At 52.5% G+C, this 21,417-nt stretch carries 14 protein-coding genes and 3 pseudogenes; 10 read left to right on the forward strand and 7 right to left on the reverse strand.

The window, feature by feature from the left end:
* Positions 1 to 118: 118 nt before the first annotated feature.
* Positions 119 to 256, reverse strand: a complete 138-nt coding sequence (locus AB1E37_RS25520; protein WP_367777102.1) for a GntR family transcriptional regulator — start codon at positions 254 to 256, stop codon at positions 119 to 121.
* A 373-nt stretch (positions 257 to 629) separates the two neighbouring features.
* On the opposite strand from AB1E37_RS25520, the gene AB1E37_RS25525 reads away from it, so the two are divergent.
* The 6 genes from AB1E37_RS25525 (at position 630) to AB1E37_RS25550 (ending at position 5,802) form a co-directional block, all read left to right on the forward strand.
* Positions 630 to 854, forward strand: a complete 225-nt coding sequence (locus AB1E37_RS25525; protein WP_367777121.1) for a hypothetical protein — start codon at positions 630 to 632, stop codon at positions 852 to 854.
* Positions 758 to 1,489 carry a phosphotransferase gene (locus AB1E37_RS25530; RefSeq protein ID WP_367777103.1) on the forward strand — a complete coding sequence of 244 codons (732 nt, stop codon included), beginning with the start codon at positions 758 to 760 and terminating at the stop codon, positions 1,487 to 1,489. Before AB1E37_RS25525 ends, AB1E37_RS25530 begins: the two co-directional genes overlap by 97 nt.
* Before the next feature lie 42 nt (positions 1,490 to 1,531).
* The gene (locus tag AB1E37_RS25535) at positions 1,532 to 2,881 is read left to right on the forward strand and encodes an aspartate aminotransferase family protein (RefSeq protein WP_077268819.1); all 1,350 of its coding nucleotides are present in this window, start codon (positions 1,532 to 1,534) and stop codon (positions 2,879 to 2,881) included.
* A gap of 10 nt (positions 2,882 to 2,891) precedes the next feature.
* Complete coding sequence (locus tag AB1E37_RS25540) at positions 2,892 to 3,770, forward strand: DMT family transporter (protein ID WP_032738453.1); 879 nt, start codon at positions 2,892 to 2,894, stop codon at positions 3,768 to 3,770.
* A 72-nt stretch (positions 3,771 to 3,842) separates the two neighbouring features.
* Positions 3,843 to 4,540 (forward strand): IS1 family transposase gene (locus AB1E37_RS25545; protein WP_227542758.1). Its coding sequence is split into 2 segments (ribosomal slippage): positions 3,843 to 4,092 and positions 4,092 to 4,540, totalling 699 coding nucleotides; the frame shifts between segments, so codons are not numbered across the junction.
* Positions 4,541 to 5,124: 584 nt separating this feature from the next.
* Positions 5,125 to 5,802 (forward strand): EAL domain-containing protein, encoded by a 678-nt coding sequence (locus AB1E37_RS25550; RefSeq protein WP_225322598.1) that lies wholly within the window; start codon positions 5,125 to 5,127, stop codon positions 5,800 to 5,802.
* A 74-nt stretch (positions 5,803 to 5,876) separates the two neighbouring features.
* Here the strand turns inward: AB1E37_RS25550 and AB1E37_RS25555 are convergent, their stop codons facing one another.
* Positions 5,877 to 6,059: a hypothetical protein gene (locus AB1E37_RS25555; RefSeq protein WP_126033889.1), complete on the reverse strand. Its 183-nt coding sequence runs from the start codon at positions 6,057 to 6,059 to the stop codon at positions 5,877 to 5,879.
* Positions 6,060 to 6,541: 482 nt separating this feature from the next.
* Between AB1E37_RS25555 and AB1E37_RS25560 the strand changes: the two are divergent.
* Positions 6,542 to 6,787, forward strand: a pseudogene (locus AB1E37_RS25560) (hypothetical protein); the annotation flags it as partial.
* Between the two features lie 35 nt (positions 6,788 to 6,822).
* Positions 6,823 to 7,044, forward strand: coding sequence for a hypothetical protein (locus tag AB1E37_RS25565; RefSeq protein ID WP_131023892.1), 222 nt, complete (start codon positions 6,823 to 6,825; stop codon positions 7,042 to 7,044).
* A 302-nt stretch (positions 7,045 to 7,346) separates the two neighbouring features.
* On the opposite strand, the pseudogene rmpA reads toward AB1E37_RS25565, so the two are convergent.
* The 5 genes and pseudogenes from rmpA to ybtP form a co-directional block, all read right to left on the reverse strand.
* Positions 7,347 to 7,555 (reverse strand): annotated as a pseudogene (rmpA, locus tag AB1E37_RS25570) (mucoid phenotype A regulator RmpA); the annotation flags it as partial.
* 222 nt (positions 7,556 to 7,777) lie between these two features.
* Positions 7,778 to 9,082, reverse strand: coding sequence for a yersiniabactin biosynthesis salicylate synthase Irp9/YbtS (gene ybtS, locus AB1E37_RS25575; protein ID WP_065809517.1), 1,305 nt, complete (start codon positions 9,080 to 9,082; stop codon positions 7,778 to 7,780).
* Positions 9,083 to 9,109: 27 nt separating this feature from the next.
* A complete protein-coding gene (ybtX, locus tag AB1E37_RS25580; RefSeq protein ID WP_048264981.1) occupies positions 9,110 to 10,390 on the reverse strand; it encodes a yersiniabactin-associated zinc MFS transporter YbtX in 1,281 nt (426 codons plus the stop codon).
* Positions 10,383 to 12,185 (reverse strand): yersiniabactin ABC transporter ATP-binding/permease protein YbtQ, encoded by a 1,803-nt coding sequence (gene ybtQ, locus AB1E37_RS25585; protein WP_025368102.1) that lies wholly within the window; start codon positions 12,183 to 12,185, stop codon positions 10,383 to 10,385. Before ybtQ ends, ybtX begins: the two co-directional genes overlap by 8 nt.
* Positions 12,172 to 13,884, reverse strand: a complete 1,713-nt coding sequence (ybtP, locus tag AB1E37_RS25590) for a yersiniabactin ABC transporter ATP-binding/permease protein YbtP (RefSeq protein WP_367777105.1) — start codon at positions 13,882 to 13,884, stop codon at positions 12,172 to 12,174. The genes ybtQ and ybtP overlap by 14 nt, the downstream gene beginning before the upstream one ends.
* Before the next feature lie 256 nt (positions 13,885 to 14,140).
* Here ybtP and ybtA point away from each other — a divergent pair, with 256 nt between their 5' ends.
* Both ybtA and irp2 read left to right on the forward strand, forming a co-directional pair.
* Positions 14,141 to 15,100 carry a yersiniabactin transcriptional regulator YbtA gene (gene ybtA / locus AB1E37_RS25595; RefSeq protein ID WP_200035848.1) on the forward strand — a complete coding sequence of 320 codons (960 nt, stop codon included), beginning with the start codon at positions 14,141 to 14,143 and terminating at the stop codon, positions 15,098 to 15,100.
* Between the two features lie 190 nt (positions 15,101 to 15,290).
* Positions 15,291 to 21,396: pseudogene (gene irp2, locus AB1E37_RS25600) on the forward strand (yersiniabactin non-ribosomal peptide synthetase HMWP2).
* The last annotated feature ends 21 nt before the right edge of the window (positions 21,397 to 21,417 follow it).

A 21,417-nucleotide genomic window follows, 5' to 3' on the forward strand; every position in this document is an offset into this window, starting at 1 on the left:
TGTCGGTTAATAATTTCATCAAATTCAATATTATACTCAGGTCGGTAGAACCGTGCGGCAAGTTTCGCAATCCGGGTTCAAGAGATTCACGCAGGAACTGACCGTCAAGCACTAGTTTTTATGTCGATGGGCTGACAATAGTGCCCTGGTTTGGCCTGACAATGATGAGATTCTGACTTGCAAGAGCCAGAAGCGCTTCACGAACGGGAGTTCTCGAGAGGCCGAGTTGAGCGGCAATCTCTTTTTCCTGAATCACTTCACCGGGGGAAGACGCATCGCAATAATGGCATCACGCATCAGAGTGAAGATTTGCATAGTCTTTGGTAACCGGTGATCAAGCATCTCAGCTGAAAACAGAAAACTCATTAAAATTCCTCATAAACGCCCACTGTCGTGAGATTCACATTTGTCTGCCAATATATCACGAAATGGCGGGTCAGTAATCCGTATACATACGCAATTCTTCTTATAAATCACCCTGTTATTAGCATTTCCCCTTATATAGTAATGCATGGCCATTCTGTTTTCTTATAACGCTCATTTTAACTAGCGCATCAGGCCAAGACAGCTTTATTTAAACTTACTGATATGCCAATATATCAGTTAACAATTCATTGATGGTAACCGGCATGGCAGACAACATTTCAATGGAAGCGGAAGCGACCAATGCGCTGACAGCGCAGCAGAGCGATATTGACTGTGACTTTGCAGCAGACGTTCTTCTTGAGCACTACGGCATTCGCGTGAAGTCCGCAAATTGCGTAGTGAAAGAGATCAAAACTTTCTGGTTGAAAGCGCGGATGGCGCTAAGTTCACGATTAAATTTGCCCATCCAGGTGAAGAACGGATGGTAAGCAATTTCCAGACTGAGCTGATGCATCACATCAATCTTCGTGCCCCTGGCCTGCCGATTCAACAGGTCAGAGCAACGTCAGACGGTCGTTTTGAACTCATTCTTGATTGCCTGGGGCAAATGCGTACGGTCAGAGTCGTTACTTATCTTGAAGGTAAGCTAATGGCACAGTCACCTGCGACTAATGTACAGAAATATAATCTTGGCAGAATGGCTGGGCTCGTCACCAGTGCTCTTTTGGATTTCAGTCATCCCGCTCAGGATCATGTGCTGCTCTGGGATGCTCAACATGCATCATCGCTGCGCGAATACATGAAAGTGATTGTTGCACCTGCTCGCCGTGCCATGCTGGAGTTTTGTCTGGATAACTTTGAATCACGCGTTAAGCCACTTCTTCCCTCGTTACGTAAGAGCGTTGTTCACAACGATATGAACGGCGACAACGTGCTGGTTGATCCACAAAATACTGACGAAATAGCCGCAATTCTTGATTTTGGTGACGCCGTCTGCACAGCGATTGCCATTGATGTTGCGGTGGGAGCCACTTATCAGATGGGAACCGGCGAGCACTTGCTTGATGGCGCTCTCGCCTACCTTCGAGGCTACATAGCACAGGTTCCGCTTCAGGAAGAGTGAAGAAACTCGCTCCCTCATTGAATCAGCCTGTAAGGAATAACTATGTCACAGTCATTTTCTCCCACTGCTGGTATGCAGAATGGGTTTGATATTGCCCGTGTGAATGAGCTCAATACTCGTGAACGTGAAATCGTGTCACGCCGCGAATCACTGCTTGGCCCATCCTATAAGCTGATGTATGAACATCCGGTTGAGTTTGTGCGTGGCGAAGGCGTGTTCCTCTATGATGCCGAGGACAATGCCTATCTCGACTGCTATAACAACGTGCCTTCAGTCGGCCACTGTAATCCGGCAGTGGTTGAGGCGGTCTCCAGCCAGATTGCCACGCTCAATACTCACACGCGTTACATGAGCGAAAACATTCTTAACTATTCTGAGCAACTGCTGAATACCTTTGAGCCTGAGCTCGGCCACGTCATGTATACCTGCACGGGAAGTGAAGCTGTTGACCTTTCCCTGCGTATCGCCAAGTTCTATACCGGTGGTACCGGCATTATCGTGACTGATTATGCTTATCACGGTATCACCGCAACAGTGGCAGCTATCTCAACCACTATGGGTAAATACGTCCCGGTTGATCAGCATGTTCGTACGGTCCGTGCTCCTGACGCCTATCGAGCCGGTGAAGGCGTGGATGTGGCGCAGCGACTGGCTGATGATATTGAAGCAGCGATTGCAGATATGGCACGCCACGGCATCAAATTTGCGGGGTTCATTGCAGACAGCATTTTCTCCACCGATGGACTACTGACCACACCTGCTGGCTTCCTTAAAAAAGCGATTGATGTCGTGCACAAGCACGGCGGCGTTTACATTGCCGATGAAGTGCAGCCTGGCTTCGGGCGTACCGGCTCGCATATGTGGGGTTATCAGCGCCACGGTATTAACCCTGATCTGGTGGTTATGGGCAAGCCAATGGGTAATGGCCTGCCAATCGCAGCGGTTGTTGCCAGACCTGAATTGCTGGCAGATTTTGGCCGTAAAGTTCGCTATTTCAATACCTTTGCAGGGAATCCGGTCTGTATTGCTGCAGCACAAGCCGTACTGAACGAAATACAGAACAAAAACCTGATGGAGAATTCACACCTTCTGGGTGATTACCTTCTGAATGGTTTCCGTGTGATTGCTGAAAATTATACCCAGATTGGGGATGTACGTGGCGCGGGGCTTTATCACGCGATTGAGTTCGTTAAAGATCCTGACACTAAAGAGCCAGATACCGGATTAACACGTAAAGTTGTCAGTGAACTGCGTGAGCGCCGTATTCTTATCAGCACAACGGGTAAAGGAGAGAACAGCCTGAAAATTCGTCCGCTGCTGACATTCAATCAGGATAATGCGGATCTGCTGCTTAACCAGTTCGAAGACACCCTCAAAGCAGTTATCAGGTAAGGAACAGTCTGTGGCTCTCCGTCATTTTTTTATCGTCATTCTGGTTGTTGCAATCTGGGCATTTAATGTTGTGGCTATCAAGCTGGGCGTGACGGAGTTGCCTCCGCTCTTTATGACATTTCTACGTTTTATAGTAGTGTCCGCAGTAGTAGTTCCTTTTGCCAGAGTCACCAGGGAACAATTGAAGACCTTGATGGTACTGGCATTTACATTTGGGTTTATGCACTTTTCTTTGTTGTTTGTGGGCACGCGTTATACCGATGCGGGAACCGCAGCAATCGTGGTTCAGCTTGGTACGCCCTTCGCAATGATCATGGCCGCCGTTGTGCTTAAGGAAAAGTTGAGTTTTATACAGGTAATGGGCATTGCAATTTCATTATCAGGCGTGTTCTTCCTGGCTGGCAGTCCTTCATCCGCCTCAATGCTGGCTATGGTATTGCTGCTGACCAGTGCAACTGGCTGGGCACTCACAAACATCATAGTTAAATGCTCAGTGCCGATTCACCCACTGACGATGGCGGGATGGCTTTCCTTTCTGGCGATTCCTCTAGTTGCGCTGGCATCGTTCATTTTTGAAACGGGTCAGTTTGCTGCTATTGAGAATGCAAGCTGGCGCGGCTGGTTCGGTGTTTTTTACAGTGCGATAGGATCATCCGTTATAGCTTATTCATTGTGGTACTGGCTGTTAAAAAAATATCCGGTGAACAAGGTCATGCCTTACTCTTTACTCAGCCCGGTATTTGCTATTTTCTTTGGTGCTTTATTTCTCGGTGACAGCCTCAACGTCTGGAAAATGTCAGGAGCCACGCTTATAGTCGGCGGAACTTTTCTGGCCCTGGTTAATCCAGTAAATATTTTAAGGCGTTATAAAGCAAGACTGGCTAACTAAATACTGCTCAACATTAGGGTGATGCTGCCAACTTACTGATTTAGTGTATGATGGTGTTTTTTTGGTGCTCCAGTGGCTTCTGTTTCTATCAGCTGTCCCTCCTGTTCAGCTACTGACGGGGTGGTGCGTAACGGTAAAAGTACTGCCGGACATCAGCGCTATCTCTGCTCTCACTGCCGTAAAACATGGCAGCTACAGTTCACTTACACCGCCTCTCAACCCGGTACGCACCAGAAAATCATTGATATGGCCATGAATGGCGTTGGATGCCGGGCAACCGCCCGCATTATGGGCGGTGGCCTCAACACGATTTTACGTCACTTAAAAAACTCAGGCCGCAGTCGGTAACCTCGCGCATACAGCCGGGCAGTGACGTCATCGTCTGCGCGGAAATGGACGAACAGTGGGGCTACGTCTGGGCTAAATCGCGCCAGCGCTGGCTGTTTTACGCGTATGACAGGCTCCGGAAGACGGTTGTTGCGCACGTATTCGGTGAACGCACTATAGCGACGCTGGGGCGTCTTATGAGCCTGCTGTCACCCTTTGACGTGGTGATATGGATGACGGATGGCTGGCCGCTGTATGAATCCCGCCTGAAGGGAAAGCTGCACGTAATCAGCAAGCGATATACACAGCGAATTGAGCGGCATAACCTGAATCTGAGGCAGCATCTGGCAAGGCTGGGACGGAAGTCGCTGTCGTTCTCAAAATCGGTGGAGCTGCATGATAAAGTCATCGGGCATTATCTGAACATAAAACACTATCAATAAGTTGGGACCATTACCAATAATCCTACCGCCGGAACCCACTTTGGTGGAACTGTAGCTGCCCCGGTTTTCGGAAATATTTTAAATATCTGTACAACCTCATTTAAACGCACAACCGGATTGTTTAAAATAAACTTACCAGTTCACCATATAAAGTTTAACAATACGCCATATGAAGATTAGTTAAAGAATTTAACATTTAAAATTAATGATAATATTCATGCATGCAGGATTTGAAAGACTTGAATAATCCCACCATATCTTTTTTGATAGTTATTGATTAGAACTTTCATTAAAAACTAAAATTTGCCTGGAAAGCAGCAACATAAAAATCAGGCTCCCCAACAATCCACCTTCCAGACAATTACTACTCAATTGATTTTAAAGGATTTAAAAATAAACCACTGTTTCTTTTAATCGATTTAGCATCCAATCGATTCAATACACCGATCGATAGCCTAAACGTGATAGCTTTTGGCTATCAATTGATCTTTATCGATCATTTTAAACTATTTTTCTTTCTTTTTTATTTATGACAGGATTGGGAATATTCCTAATCTTGGTATTATGTAACAATGAAGAACAAAGTGGAAATAAACTCCTTTAGCTTTGTTTTAGAGCCATCATACAAAAAAGATGGCTCCCTTCATTCATGGGAGATTTTAACAAAAAATATATTTAAAAAGAATACTAATGATTACCAAGCTAATGAAATGCCGTTTTCTTTCGATGCGTTAAATGAGAAGGAAATAATTGATGCGTTTAACAAGCAACTATTGACAATTGAAAAGCTTGAAGGTTTTCACTTAAAGTTTCCATTGCTATCCTTAAACGTAGATAGCCTCATAAGCGATTATATATTGACCGACAAATATGTAAGTGAGCACATAAAAAGAAAAAATAATATTGCTTTAGAAATTAATGAAAACTTCCATGAATTTAAGTCCTTGAATTGTATGTCTGATTTGAAAAAACTTTCTAGGCTGGGGCCTTTGTGGTTGGATGATTTCGGAGGAGGGTTAACGAGTTTAAAAGTCATTGAGTTATTTAAATTTGAATGTGTAAAAATAGATAAGGATTATTTCTGGGAAATTCAAAACAAGAAAAACCTCATGGAAATAATAAATAAAATAAAGGTGTATTGTAATTTTTTAATAGTGGAAGGTGTTGAAACTATAGAGCAAAAAAATATAGTTTTTTCTGTTAATGATAGTGCTTGCCAAGGACGATTATGGAAAAAAAACTACCACAACATTGAGTGTTAAAAAACTATGTCAAGTGATGTGAAATGTCCTTTTTGTTGCGTTAACTTAATTAAAGAAAATCATTGTCATATTTGTCACGCATTCAGAATTACTGGATACATACCAAGAGAAGTGCGTTCAAAGATTAAATTCATGACTCTTTGTTCATCATTTTCATTAGTAATTACTGCATCGTTCATAGCTTTTCTTCTTTCAGCAGGTACTGTGGCATATATGTCAATATTTGTTCTTGGTATCATTCTTATTTTTGCTATCATATAAGTGTTTCACCCCGAACAAGACAGTAGGAGCGAATTTTTCCCCCCATGATCGGGGAAGACCCATATATATACAGTGCGCATTTAACATAACGTACATTATGCGCACTAAGTTATTGATTTTACACGTTTTGTGGTTTGGTGTGGCTATGGCCAGATATACCAAATGCCAATATGAACACAACAAACTCAGGCTGACACATACATCATTACAATGAAAAATGTAATCAATACTAATGTAATGACGTTTAACCACAGAGAAACCATACTATTGCTTATGAGAAGGTTAGCTAAATCCGAGTCCTCATCTTCATACTTACCAGCCCTAGATGATGTCTGTCTACGGTTCATTACCGCATAAACCTCATAATGACTGACTATACGGCATATCAACACCAGATAAATTAGAACAATACCAGCAATGTGAAGTAAAACATCGTTGATGAACAGGAAAAATGGTAATATCACTACTCATCCGGATAACTCGGAGAGAAGATACTTGCGGCCTGTCAGGTAAAGAGCTGGGGGCTTATTCTCCGGTGGAAACTAACTTTAATTACGATTCTAATAAAATTTTGCGTCTTAACGTCTGTGTCAGCAATATGCTTGATAAGCAGATCTACCGATTTTCAGAAGGGGCTAGTCCCTATAATGAGTTAGGGTGGGCTTATTATGTGGGGGGCGGTAGTTTCATTCTGTTCCTAATTATTAAGACTAAGCAAGAATAAATAGCTGGTGTTATATAAGATTTTGAGTGTCAATTATGGATAAAAAGCTTTTTCAATACCCTGAGGATGATTTTTTTATTCTTCTTTATAATGAATCTTTGTTGGAGTCTAATATACAGAAAGCCAATGCGTTTTTAATCGAAAGTTGCAATTGTTTTCTTGAAAGAAAGGATAATGGATTTAGGCCTCTGGCATTTTCAAGCTCGTGTGATGAGTTACTTGAGATAAAAAAATATTTGATCCGTGCTAGAGGTTAATAAAATACATCGCATCCGCAAGTTAAATATAATTTAAATTTCCCCTGCGCTAACTTTAGCGCAGGGAAGTAAATTAGCAGATAATAAATAAATTCAAAAGAACATTATTTTACTTCATAAAATCGTTATCTATACTATATTTTCAGCTATTCATTTTGTTATTCATGTTACATTTATCAATGACAGGATTTTTTTGGATAAGTGTGAGGAACATTCCAATGACGAGGGGGGGGATCAGTAAAATTAAGTATGTGGAAATAGATAAATTAAAGAGTGCTTTCATCCCCTCTCCCCCTTTTTTTCTAAATACTTGGCATGAGACATCTTTCATCAACCATTTCTTTATTAAGACTGTAAAGATACATAAACCTTATGTACCCTTTACAGCCAAATTTTCTTGTTATCTTGCTTCGGTAGAATGATAGTGTTTTTTCTTCAATTTTCAGCTGACTTTTTATTTCATCCCCCCCTTACTTTTCAGTAAGCATTGCAGTACTATTTGTTCTTTTTTTAATTGGTAAAAATAAGTTTATCCCATAGTATACTAACGAATCCCACACTCTGGCAAGTTACCACCACCTCCACAGGAGGTGGTTATATATAAACTTTTATCAACTTCATGACGAAAAACACCTATTTTATCCCAAAAGAAGACAATAGAGTCACAGAGGAATCAAAGAGCGACTCAATTGTCTTTGGACAGTCTGGTTGTGAGGTTAGAAAACAGTTACTCCTACACCATTAAATAGGGCGCAATGCTCGCTAATTTCTCCCGGGTTTCTGTCAGTTCGCGTTCCGGCGTAGATTGCGCGATGATTCCCGCCCCCGCCTGTATCCAGCAGCGCTGGCTATCCTGAAATACGGAACGCAGAACTAGCGCCGCATCAAAGCGCGTATCGTCCAGCAGCAGGATTGCGCCGGAGTAAAGCTCTCGCGGCGTCTTCTCAATTTGCATAATCGCGTTCAGAGCAGCATTTTTAGGGATACCTGATGCGGTAATCGACGGAAACAGCACGGTAAACGCATCCCAGGCATCCTTGTTTTCCGCAAGCTGACCGCTCACGCCAGACCCCAGATGCTGAACGCTGCCGCGCTGGCGAACCGACATTAAATCTTCAACCACCACGCTGCCCGGCTGGCAAACGGCCTCCAGTTCAGCAATAGCTTCTTTGACAGAAAGGATATGCTCAAGCACCTCTTTACTGTCGTGCAGCAGTTCTGCCTCTTTCGCCTTATTATGCTCCGGGTTTCCCATGCGATCGCGGGTGCCCGCAAGCGGTTCAGTGACCACTTTATTGCCCGTCACTGACATCACCAGTTCCGGGCTAAAGCCCAGCGCTTCGCGTCCTTCCTGACGGAACATAAACGAGCGCACAGGTGTGTTTGCCTGCCGCCCGTATAACAGCGTGGCGGGCATATCAATCCGCGATGGCAGGGGAATGGCGCGCGAGACAATCACTTTGACATACTCGCCACGGCGGATCTCCGCAACGGAGCGCGCAACCTGTTGTTTATATGCCTCACCATTGAGGGCGGTATCCACCGCCAGTGGTGCGTTCTGCGTCGTTGTACCGGCCTCTTTTACCCACTCGCACAAACGTCGGCACCCGTCGGCGGAGTCCGCATAAACGGTGACATTTCCCTTTTCAAAAATAAGTTCTTCACGGGGAACGGTTAACGTCAGCAGCGGCCACTCCCCGGCGTTAAAGGCAATCCCCCGCGCATGCGCCGCAAAGTTGAACCCAACCTGTCCATATACCCGACGTCCTTTCACCTGAGGATGCGCCATAAAACGACGCGCGCAGTCGGCAATGGAATCCACCGCCCATTTTTGCTCCCCGGCATCATCAATAAATGTCGCCTGCGTTCCGTCGGCATTAATGTGCAGCCGTGCCTGGCACCCTTTGCCTAAATACCAACAGGGTTGACGCTCATAGACATAACACTCTTCTTCTGCGAACTGGCGTAAAACGCCAGAAATCGTCGGTAGCCATTGTTCCTCTGGTAACGCCAGATGTAGAAATTCACTGATTTTCATCCCTTACCTCTCTGTGTTATTCCCGGATCAATCAATTGCGCTTGTCATCAGTTCTCTTGCCGAATGCAGCCGGATATAAGCAACCCACGCCGCCAGCAACGTGAATGCCCCGGCAAACAGGAAGCAGGCCGCATAGCCAAAATGTTGAGCAACAACGCCACCGATAACGCCTGCCAGAATGGCGAGTGCCGCGTCAGTACATTGAAAGAGGGTGAAGTCGACACCGGCCTGCAAAGGCGATGAAAGCGACATCAGCGTGGCGTAAAGACAGACCAGCGCGCAGGCCAGCGAAATGGACTGGACAATGACCAGACACTGGAGAATCGGCAGCAGCAGATGACCCGGCGCCATCATGAGCGTCATCACCACCGCCAGCAGCGCGATCCCCTGGATGCCATAAGCCGTCAACAGCGCTCTGCCGGGTGAGGTGTATTTCATCAGCAATCCGCCGGCCAGCGTTCCTGCTATGCCCGCTGCAATATTGCCGCCGCTGAACAGCGCGCCCAATGCGGACATGCTCAACCCCTGATCCAACAACAGCGGTGCCAGAAGAGGCAGCACAAACCGCATGCCTGAATTCAGCATCAATACCAGCAGTAAGCCCAGGCGCGCCTGCTTCCTCCTTAGCGCATAACCTAACGCCGGCACATGCGGGATAGTCGCTGTTCGCGTCGGCTCCGTAATGCGCCACAGCGGGAGTGACAGCGCCATAATCAGCACCGCCATCATCAGCATGGCGACAGGCCAGCCGGATGCCGCCGACAGCATCAGGAACACCCCGCCGCCGCACATCATTCCCAGATAGCTGCCGCCGACCTGCACGCTGTTTCCCCAGCCGTAACCCGTGCGGGTCAGTTGATCGACGCAAAAGCCGTCGCTGGCGATATCAATGGTGGAGGCGACCGTGCCTGCCACCATAAACAGAACAAATAACGCGACGATTTGCGTATCGGGGAATCCCCCTTCTCGCCCAAACCAGCCAATCGCTGCGGCAATAGTCAGGATCGCCGCTAGCGCGACCTGACCACGCAGGATTAACATGCGGGAACGGCGTTCCTGGCTACCGGGCGGAAGCCGCCAGCGCTCGATCCACGGCGCCCAAATAAACTTCAGCGCCCAGGGCAGCATAAACAGGGTTGTCGCACCGGCAAGCGCCAGCGAACCGCCAGCAGCGCGCACCAGAGCGGGTAAGGACTGCATAGACAGCGCCGATACCAGACTCTGCGTCACATAGACGCCGGCAATAGCAAAAATCACCCGCCCGGTCGTCAACGTCAGCGGTTTCACATTCGACTGAACATCACTCATGCACCCACTCTCCAGACGCGGAAACCCCGTCGTCGCGCCACACGCGCGCGGCCATTTGCGCCTGCCACAGCGCCTGATAACGTCCATGATGTGAGAGCAATTGCGCATGAGTACCCTGCTCAACCACCTGTCCCTCTTCCATCACCAGAATGTTTCCGGCCCCGGCGATGGTGGATAAACGGTGAGCGATGATAATCACCGTCCGGTTGTGAACCAGGTTATCGATCGCTTTTTGCACCGCCAGCTCGCTTTCAATATCCAGCGCGGCAGTCGGTTCATCGAGAATGACGACCGGCGCGTTTTTCAATAACGCTCTGGCAATGGAAATCCGCTGGCGCTCGCCGCCCGATAGCTGGCCGCCCATCTCTCCCATTGGCGTCAGCCAGCCTTGCGGAAGACGGGAAATAAACTCAAGGCACTGCGCCGCGCGGGCGGCCTCTTCTACCTCCTGCCGCGTCGCCTGTGGGCGCGCGATACGGATATTCGCCAGCAGCGTGTCATCAAACAGCCAGACATCCTGGAAAACAACAGAAATCAGGCTATTGAGCTGTTCCGGCGTCAGGCGGCGAATATCGACGCCGCCAATAGAAATCTGCCCTTGCTGCGGATCGGCATAGCGCATTAACAGTTTGGTGACCGTAGTTTTGCCTGCGCCGGAGGCACCCACCAGCGCGCTCATACTGGCTGCCGGGAACGTCAAAGAAACATGATTAAGCGCGTGGCCGTCGCCTTCTTCGTAGCGATAGCTGACGTTGTCAAAGCGGATATCGTAACGTTCCGGCATCTCGCTTTGCTCTGCGACGGGAAGCGGTGCTATCGCCATAAACCGCTCAATCCGTTGCAGGGCGCTGGCGATCAGTTCCACAACCGAGGTGTAGCTGATAAACATCGCCATCGGTTCTGCGAAGCGCATAATCATCGCGACGGCGGCAATCAAAAAGGCGAGGTTCAGAGTGCCCGTCACTACCCAGACGATCCCGGATAACACCACCACCTGTAGGCCCAACTCCACGACGCTGGCGATCAGCATCGTCGCGCCAGCGCCCTGACGGTGAGTGCGGGTCTGTAAGTTTTCCAGCGCATTGAAATGCGCGAGCAGCGCCCGGCTTTTATCGGCATCGCTGCCGCAGGTGCGCAATACCATCATCCCCTGAGCAAATTCAACGATATCGCCGCTCAGACGCTGGTGCGCTTCCCCCAGCGTCTGCATTTGTCGCCGCATCGCCGGGCGGCGCCAGTAATAAAACGGCACCAGCAGAGGGAAGATCAGCAACATCACCAGCCCCAGCCGCCAGTCTATCCACAATGTCGCCAGCGACGCCGTCAGCGGTGTGACAATGGTGAGCAGCAAAATATTGGCTATCGCAATAACATAATTGAGGTTTTCATCCACGCTGCCCAGCAGCAAGGCGTTCATTTCACCCGCCCTGCCGCGCTGGAGCTTCTCCAGCGGCACGCGGCGTAACTGCTCGCCAAGTCGCAGGCGCAACTCATGGGTGGCCTGCGCCAGATGACCACGGTATTCAAAGCCCAGGCCATACCAGCGTAGCACCAGCGTCACAATTGCGGCGACGCTGAAGGCCATAGCCCAGTTAAGAAGTTGCGGCGCGTCTCCCCGTAACAGCGCATCAATGATCGGATAAAGACAGGCAAAGGCGATCCCCTGCATGAATGCCGCCAGCAACAGCACCAGCATACTGCGTCGCAGCATCCTGGCCTGACTGCCAACGCTGGAGATAAGCTGGCGCCAGATGACGCGCCAGGCCAGGTTATCCGCAGGATTATTGTCTTTCATTTTCCACCACCTCTTCCTGTGTTCCACCCGGCACCCAATGCTGCGCCTGCTGATAGTGTTGCCAGAGCCGTTGATACAGGCCGCCCTGCGCCAACAGTTGCATATGGTTCCCCATTTCCCTGAGCTGTCCGTCGGAAAACAGCAATATCACATCGGCCTGAGTCACCATTGAGAGACGATGCGCGACCATGATGACCGTCCGGCCACGCATGGCCGCCGCGAGCGCCTTGATAAGCGCCGCTTCGTTTTCCGGGTCAGCAAACGCCGTCGCCTCATCGAGCACCAGGATGGGGCGATCCTGCAAAAGCGCCCGGGCGATAGTAATGCGCTGCCGCTGGCCGCCGGAGAGAAATACCCCACGTTCCCCGACTCGTGTGTTGTAACCTTCTGGCAGAGCGCTAATAAAATCATGGGCCTGCGCCACTCTGGCCGCCGCTATTACCGCCTCCAGCGGCGTATCCGGCGCGCCCAGACGAATGTTATTGGCTATCGTGTCGGCAAAAAGGAAGTTGTCCTGAAACACAAACGAGAGTTGCTTCATCAGGGTGTCCGTCTGCATATCACGCAGATCCACGCCGCCAATACGGATATGGCCTTTGTCCGGGTCGGCGTAACGCAGCAGCAAGCGCGCCACGGTGCTTTTTCCGGCGCCGCTTGGCCCGACCAGCGCCACAATTTGCCCGGCAGGCACATGAAAGCTCACCTCCTGCAACGCGGCGCCAGTACGCGCTTGCGGATAATGAAAGCTCACCTGCTCAAAGGTAATGCTCGCCTCTTGCGGCTGCCGGTCAGACTGCGGCAGCGATAACTCCGGCATCGCGAGAACCTGATAAATACGCTGAATGCTTAAACGCGTTTGCGCGACCAGGTTATTGAGCATCATCATTGGCATTACGGCTTCGGCCATTCCGCTGCCCAGCAGTAAAACGGCCACCCACGCGATAAAATCGAAACTGCCATAGTGCAACAGGCCGTATCCCGACCAGATCAGGACAAACAGGGTCGGGAGAGGATTCAGAATCGAGAAGGAAAAACGCGCTGAAAAACCGGCTTTGCGATACCAGGTTTTGAGCACATTGACCCACTCTTCAAGGGCGCGTTGATAGCGCAAAAAACTGGTGCTGCCGCTATCAAACGTTCTCACCACGGGCATGGCCTGCACGAACTCAATAACCGCCGCGCTAACCTGCTCGCGCGCCTTATGATAACGCTGAGCCATATCTTCCGATCGCTGGCGGGCGAGCACGAGAACAACCGATCCAAACGCCAGTACCCCCAGCGTCGCGATTGCCAGCCGCCAGTCCAGCCAGAACAAGATAACGATTGTCGCCAGCGGCATGATGATCGCGCGGGCATAGAGCGGCGTGCTGTCGGCCACAAAAATATGTAACGACTTCACGTCATCCAGCATCACTTTCGCCACTGACCCGCTGCCCATTTGCTGTAACACGCCAGGCGGAAGCTGCAATGCTTTACGGGCTAACCTGCTGCGCAGAATGTTCTCCAGATGAAAAGCCGCGTAATGAGAGGTGTTGAACGCCTGTAAGTGCAGAACAAAAGTTAAGACCACGCAGCCGATCACGCCGCCCAGCGGCCAGGCCGGAATAGCGTCAGGCGTCGCGCGAATGTCACGCAGGCTCCACGCCAGAAAAAGGAGCGCCCCCAGGCTGGTTAATGCCGCCAGCCCCGCCAGCGCCATAGCTAAAATAACCTTCCTGCGAACCGGTGTAATCACCTGCCAGAGAGGAAATCGGGACAGCGATTCAGTATTGGATGATTGAGATGACATGGGAGTAACTGAATTTCCTGATGAATTTTTACGGACGCCAAAAACGACAATTCAGGGTGGCGTTCTGAGAATTAATGTGAATAATAACCATTATCAATAACTCATCTACCCCATTCGGTTCTATTTATACCCGCATTGGTCTAAGCCACAGGGAGATAACCTGGTCATGACGGAGTCACCGCAAACGCAATCTGAAATCTCTATTCACCAGTTGGTGGTCGGGAAACCTGCAAACGATGGCAATATTCCTGCTCAGTGTGAACTGCTGCGCTGTTCGTTGCAGGAAGGTATGGATATTTTGCTCTGGAGGGGCCATTTTGCGCGGCCTGAGACGTTGCAGCTACACGACGATCTGGGCAGGATTAACTTCTCGTGCATCCTGGAAGGCACATCGCGCTTTGCGATTCAGGGACTCCGGCGCCACACCGACTGGGAGCTTGCGCGCAATCGCCATTACATTACCCATACGCCAGACTGTCGCGGCAGCGCCTCCTATTGTGGCCGATTCGAGAGCATTACCCTCTCCTTCAGCCCTGAAACCCTCGCGCTGTGGGTGCCGGATATTAGCGCGGTCATTAAGAATAAGATCGACTCCCACTGCTGTTGCCAGCAGCAGTGTTGTAATGCTGAAACCCACTTAACGGCTCAGGCCTTGCGTCACGCGCTGATGCGCATGCACGCCGGCTTCAGTCATGAACAAAAGCCGTCGACGCTATGGTTGCAGGGGCAAAGTCTGGTCATGCTCAGTCTGGTGCTGGATGAACATCGCGAAGACGCCAGTTGCCTCTCCTGCCACTTCAACCCGATGGAACGCCAGAAACTGCTGCGGGCGAAGGATCTGCTGCTGGCTGATCTGACGCAAGCGCCGGGCGTCGCGGAGCTGGCCAGAGAGTCCGGTCTGAGCGTTCTCAAAATTAAGCGAGGCTTCCGCGTTCTGTTCAACAACAGCGTCTATGGCCTGTTTCAGGCTGAACGAATGCAGGAAGCCAGAAGACGCCTGGCCAACGGCAATACCTCCGTCATGACGGTGGCGGCCGATCTGGGCTATGCCAACGCCAGCCATTTCTCTGCCGCCTTCCAGAAACAGTTTGGCGTAACCCCTTCGACCTTTAAACGCGTGATGTAACCGGGGTCGCGCCCCCCTAAACTCCTCCCTGACAGAGGCCCGGATACCCTATCCGGGCCTCTGTTCTTTCCGCCTGTTACCAACCCGAAACGGGCATAAATAAACCCGTTTCGGGTAGCATCCAATTGTTAATAATTATTATTCTCATATGAGCAATGCTTTTCGGTAAGACGTGCCATCAGGAGGAAGAATGATTTCTGGCGCACCATCTCAGGATTCGCTGTTACCGGACAACCGCCACGCGGCTGATTACCAACAATTACGCGAGCGGCTCATACAGGAACTGAATTTAACGCCGCAGCAGTTACATGAAGAGAGCAACCTGATCCAGGCCGGCCTGGATTCCATAAGATTGATGAGATGGTTACACTGGTTTCGTAAAAATGGCTACCGCCTTACCCTTCGCGAGCTGTATGCCGCCCCCACGCTGGCGGCATGGAACCAGTTAATGCTCAGCCGGTCGCCTGAGAACGCGGAAGAAGAAACGCCGCCCGACGAATCATCCTGGCCGAACATGACCGAAAGTACCCCCTTCCCATTGACGCCAGTACAGCACGCCTACCTGACGGGCCGCATGCCGGGGCAGACGCTTGGCGGCGTGGGTTGCCACCTGTATCAGGAGTTTGAAGGCCATTGTCTGACGGCGTCGCAGTTGGAGCAGGCCATCACGACCTTGCTGCAACGCCACCCAATGCTGCATATCGCCTTTCGCCCCGACGGGCAGCAGGTCTGGCTACCGCAACCTTACTGGAACGGCGTCACCGTTCATGATTTACGCCATAACGACGCTGAAAGCCGCCAGGCCTATCTGGACGCACTGCGCCAGCGCCTGAGCCACCGTCTTTTACGCGTGGAAATCGGCGAAACGTTTGATTTTCAGCTGACGCTCTTGCCGGACAATCGCCACCGCCTCCATGTCAATATTGACCTGCTGATTATGGATGCCTCCAGCTTTACGCTTTTCTTCGATGAGCTTAACGCCCTGCTGGCCGGAGAATCGCTGCCGGCTATCGACACCCGCTATGATTTCCGCTCGTATTTGCTGCACCAGCAGAAGATCAATCAAACACTGAGAGACGACGCGCGCGCTTACTGGCTGGCGAAAGCATCGACGCTTCCCCCCGCGCCCGTCTTGCCGCTGGCCTGCGAACCCGCCACGCTACGTGAAGTCCGTAATACCCGACGCCGCATGATTGTCCCGGCAACACGCTGGCACGCCTTTAGCAACCGGCCGGCGAGTATGGCGTGACGCCGACAATGGCGCTGGCGACCTGTTTTTCTGCCGTGCTGGCTCGCTGGGGCGGCCTGACGCGTCTGCTGCTTAACATCACCTTATTCGACCGCCAGCCGCTGCACCCGGCGGTTGGCGCGATGCTTGCCGACTTCACCAATATTCTTCTGCTGGATACCGCCTGCGATGGCGATACCGTCAGCAACCTGGCGCGTAAAAACCAGCTCACGTTTACGGAGGACTGGGAGCATCGCCACTGGTCCGGCGTCGAATTACTCCGTGAACTCAAACGCCAGCAGCGCTACCCCCACGGCGCCCCGGTGGTATTTACCAGCAATCTGGGGCGTTCCCTCTACAGCAGCCGCGCAGAATCGCCGTTGGGCGAGCCGGAATGGGGCATCTCGCAAACGCCGCAGGTCTGGATAGATCATCTGGCGTTCGAGCATCACGGCGAGGTCTGGCTACAATGGGACAGCAACGACGCGCTGTTCCCTCCGCGTTAGTCGAAACATTGTTCGACGCCTACTGCCAGTTGATTAACCAACTCTGCGATGACGAAAGCGCCTGGCAAAAGCCGTTCGCAGATATGATGCCCGCCAGCCAGCGCGCGATACGCGAACGGGTCAACGCCACCGGCGCCCCCATTCCCGAAGGCTTGCTGCATGAAGGCATTTTCCGTATCGCTCTGCAACAGCCGCAGGCGCTGGCGGTAACGGACATGCGTTATCAGTGGAATTATCATGAGCTGACAGACTATGCCCGCCGTTGCGCGGGCAGGTTAATCGAGTGCGGGGTTCAGCCCGGCGATAATGTGGCTATCACGATGTCGAAAGGCGCAGGACAACTTGTTGCGGTTCTGGCCGTCCTGCTGGCCGGGGCGGTTTACGTTCCGGTTTCGCTGGATCAGCCTGCCGCACGGCGCGAGAAAATCTACGCTGACGCCAGCGTCCGGCTGGTGCTCATTTGTCAGCACGACGCCAGCGCCGGGTCAGACGATATTTCCGTCCTTGCCTGGCAGCAGGCCATTGAGGCGGAGCCGATCGCCAACCCGGTAGTATGCGCCCCCACGCAACCGGCCTACATTATCTACACCTCCGGCTCTACCGGTACGCCGAAAGGTGTAGTCATTTCTCACCGGGGAGCGCTTAACACCTGTTGCGATATCAATACCCGCTATCAGGTTGGCCCGCATGACAGGGTGCTGGCCCTCTCCGCCCTACATTTTGATTTATCGGTTTACGACATTTTTGGCGTACTGCGCGCGGGCGGCGCGCTGGTGATGGTGATGGAAAATCAACGGCGCGATCCTCACGCATGGTGTGAGCTGATCCAGCGCCATCAGGTCACGCTCTGGAACAGCGTCCCGGCGCTGTTCGATATGCTGCTGACCTGGTGTGAAGGTTTCGCCGACGCCACGCCGGAAAACCTGCGCGCAGTGATGCTTTCCGGCGACTGGATCGGGCTTGACCTCCCCGCCCGTTATCGGGCCTTCCGGCCACAAGGACAATTTATCGCGATGGGCGGCGCCACCGAGGCGTCTATCTGGTCTAACGCCTGCGAAATTCACGACGTCCCCGCCCACTGGCGCTCCATCCCTTACGGTTTTCCGCTAACCAACCAACGCTACCGGGTGGTGGATGAACAGGGCCGGGACTGCCCTGACTGGGTGCCGGGTGAATTATGGATTGGCGGCATTGGGGTCGCGGAAGGCTATTTCAACGATCCCCTGCGTAGCGAGCAGCAATTTTTGACGCTCCCGGACGAGCGCTGGTATCGCACCGGCGATCTCGGCTGCTACTGGCCAGATGGCACAATCGAGTTCCTCGGTCGTCGCGACAAGCAGGTCAAAGTCGGAGGATATCGCATCGAGCTGGGCGAAATCGAAAGCGCGCTCAGCCAGCTGGCGGGGGTGAAACAAGCAACCGTTCTGGCGATCGGCGAAAAAGAAAAAACGCTGGCGGCATACGTTGTTCCTCAGGGCGAGGCTTTTTGCGTTACCGATCATCGGAACCCGGCACTGCCGCAGGCGTGGCACACGCTTGCGGGAACGTTGCCCTGTTGCGCCATCTCGCCAGAGATCTCCGCAGAACAGGTAGCCGATTTCCTTCAGCATCGCCTGCTAAAACTGAAGCCGGGTCACACCGCTGGCGCCGATCCTCTCCCCCTGATGAACTCACTCGCTATCCAGCCGCGCTGGCAGGCCGTGGTGGAACTCTGGTTAGCATTTCTGGTGACACAACGGCGACTGAAGCCCGCTGCTGAAGGTTATCAGGTCTGCGCTGGTGAAGAACACGAGGATGAGCACCCGCACTTCAGCGGACATGATTTAACGTTATCACAAATTCTTCGCGGTGCCCGTAACGAACTGTCGTTACTGAACGACGCGCAGTGGTCGCCGGAAAGCCTGGCCTTTAACCATCCGGCCAGCGCCCCGTATATTCAGGAACTGGCGACAATTTGCCAACAGCTTGCACAGCGCTTACAGCGCCCGGTACGCCTGCTTGATGTGGGAACCCGCACTGGCCGCGCCGCAGAATCGCTGTTAGCACAGCTCAACGCCGGACAGATTGAGTATGTCGGGCTTGAGCAGAGCCAGGAGATGCTGCTGAGCGCCCGGCAGAGGCTCGCCCCCTGGCCTGGCGCCCGTCTGTCCCTCTGGAATGCAGACACGCTGGCGGCGCACGCTCACTCGGCGGACATTATCTGGCTTAATAACGCCCTGCATCGTCTGCTGCCGGAAGATCCCGGGCTCCTTGCGACATTACAACAGCTTGCCGTTCCCGGCGCGCTGCTCTACGTGATGGAGTTTCGCCAGTTAACGCCGTCCGCCCTGCTCAGCACGCTCCTGTTAACCAATGGGCAGCCGGAGGCCTTGCTGCATAACAGCGCCGACTGGGCGGCATTATTTAGCGCGGCCGCCTTCAACTGTCAGCATGGCGATGAGGTCGCGGGGTTACAACGCTTCCTCGTACAATGTCCTGACAGGCAGGTGCGCCGCGATCCCCGTCAACTTCAGGCCGCCCTCGCCGGACGTCTGCCGGGGTGGATGGTGCCGCAACGGATCGTCTTCCTCGACGCCTTACCGCTGACGGCTAACGGGAAAATTGACTACCAGGCGCTGAAGCGTCGTCATACCCCTGAAGCGGAAAACCCGGCCGAAGCGGATTTACCCCAGGGCGACATTGAAAAACAGGTTGCCGCCCTCTGGCAGCAACTCTTATCAACTGGCAATGTCACCAGAGAAACCGACTTCTTCCAGCAAGGCGGCGATAGCCTGCTGGCGACCCGTCTGACCGGGCAACTTCATCAGGCAGGTTATGAAGCGCAATTAAGCGACCTGTTTAATCATCCCCGGCTGGCGGATTTTGCCGCCACGCTGCGGAAAACCGACGTCCCGGTCGAACAACCATTCGTCCACTCCCCTGAAGATCGCTACCAGCCCTTTGCGCTTACCGACGTGCAGCAGGCTTACCTGGTGGGGCGTCAGCCGGGCTTTGCCCTGGGCGGCGTCGGCTCACATTTCTTTGTTGAATTTGAAATTGCCGATCTGGACCTCACCCGGCTGGAGACGGTCTGGAACCGATTAATCGCCCGCCACGATATGCTGCGAGCCATCGTGCGTGATGGACAGCAACAGGTGCTCGAACAGACGCCCCCCTGGGTGATACCCGCACACACCCTCCATACGCCTGAAGAGGCGTTGCGGGTGCGCGAAAAACTGGCGCATCAGGTACTCAACCCCGAAGTGTGGCCGGTATTCGATCTCCAGGTCGGATACGTGGACGGGATGCCTGCCCGCCTGTGGCTGTGTCTGGATAACCTGTTGCTTGACGGTCTGAGCATGCAGATCCTGCTGGCGGAGCTGGAGCACGGCTACCGCTACCCGCAACAGCTGCTTCCGCTGCTGCCCGTCACCTTCAGGGATTATCTGCAACATCCCTCGCTACAGTCGCCCAATCCAGATTCTCTGGCATGGTGGCAGGCGCAGCTTGATGATATTCCTCCGGCGCCTGCGTTGCCGCTGCGCTGCTTGCCTCAAGAGGTTGAAACACCGCGCTTCGCCCGCCTGAACGGCGCGCTGGACAGCACGCGCTGGCATCGGCTGAAAAAACGGGCGGCTGACGCCCATCTCACCCCGTCGGCCGTACTGTTGTCGGTGTGGTCAACGGTTCTCTCTGCATGGAGTGCACAGCCTGAGTTCACGCTTAACCTTACGCTTTTCGACAGGCGACCGCTGCACCCGCAAATCAACCAGATTCTGGGCGATTTCACCTCGCTGATGCTGCTGAGCTGGCATCCCGGCGAAAGCTGGCTGCACAGCGCGCAGTCACTACAGCAGCGGCTGAGCCAGAACCTCAACCACCGCGATGTGTCGGCCATCCGCGTGATGCGTCAACTGGCGCAACGGCAAAACGTGCCTGCCGTTCCGATGCCCGTCGTCTTTACCAGCGCGCTGGGCTTTGAGCAGGATAACTTCCTCGCCCGGCGTAATCTGCTCAAACCGGTCTGGGGCATCTCCCAGACGCCGCAGGTCTGGCTCGATCACCAGATTTATGAATCCGAAGGCGAACTGCGCTTTAACTGGGATTTTGTCGTCCCGCTGTTTCCTGCCGGGCAGGTGGAGCGCCAGTTTGAACAGTATTGCGCATTGCTAAACCGAATGGCCGAGGATGAAAGCGGCTGGCAACTGCCACTCGCCGCGCTGGTGCCTCCCGTTAAACACGCAGGGCAATGCGCAGAGCGCTCACCGCGCGTATGCCCTGAGCACTCTCAGCCACACATTGCGGCGGACGAGAGCACCGTCAGCCTGATTTGCGATGCCTTCCGCGAGGTGGTTGGCGAGTCTGTCACGCCCGCAGAAAACTTCTTTGAGGCGGGCGCAACGTCGCTGAATCTGGTGCAACTGCACGTTTTGTTACAACGTCACGAATTTTCCACCCTGACGTTGCTTGACCTCTTCACCCACCCTTCTCCTGCTGCCCTGGCCGATTATCTGGCCGGCGTCGCCACGGTGGAGAAAACAAAACGACCTCGCCCTGTTCGCCGTCGTCAGCGGCGGATATAGCGCGAAGCAAACTGATTTTCC

The sequence above is a fragment of the Klebsiella sp. Shm-1 genome, assembly GCF_040804525.1.
Classification (GTDB): Bacteria; Pseudomonadota; Gammaproteobacteria; order Enterobacterales; family Enterobacteriaceae; genus Klebsiella; species Klebsiella pneumoniae.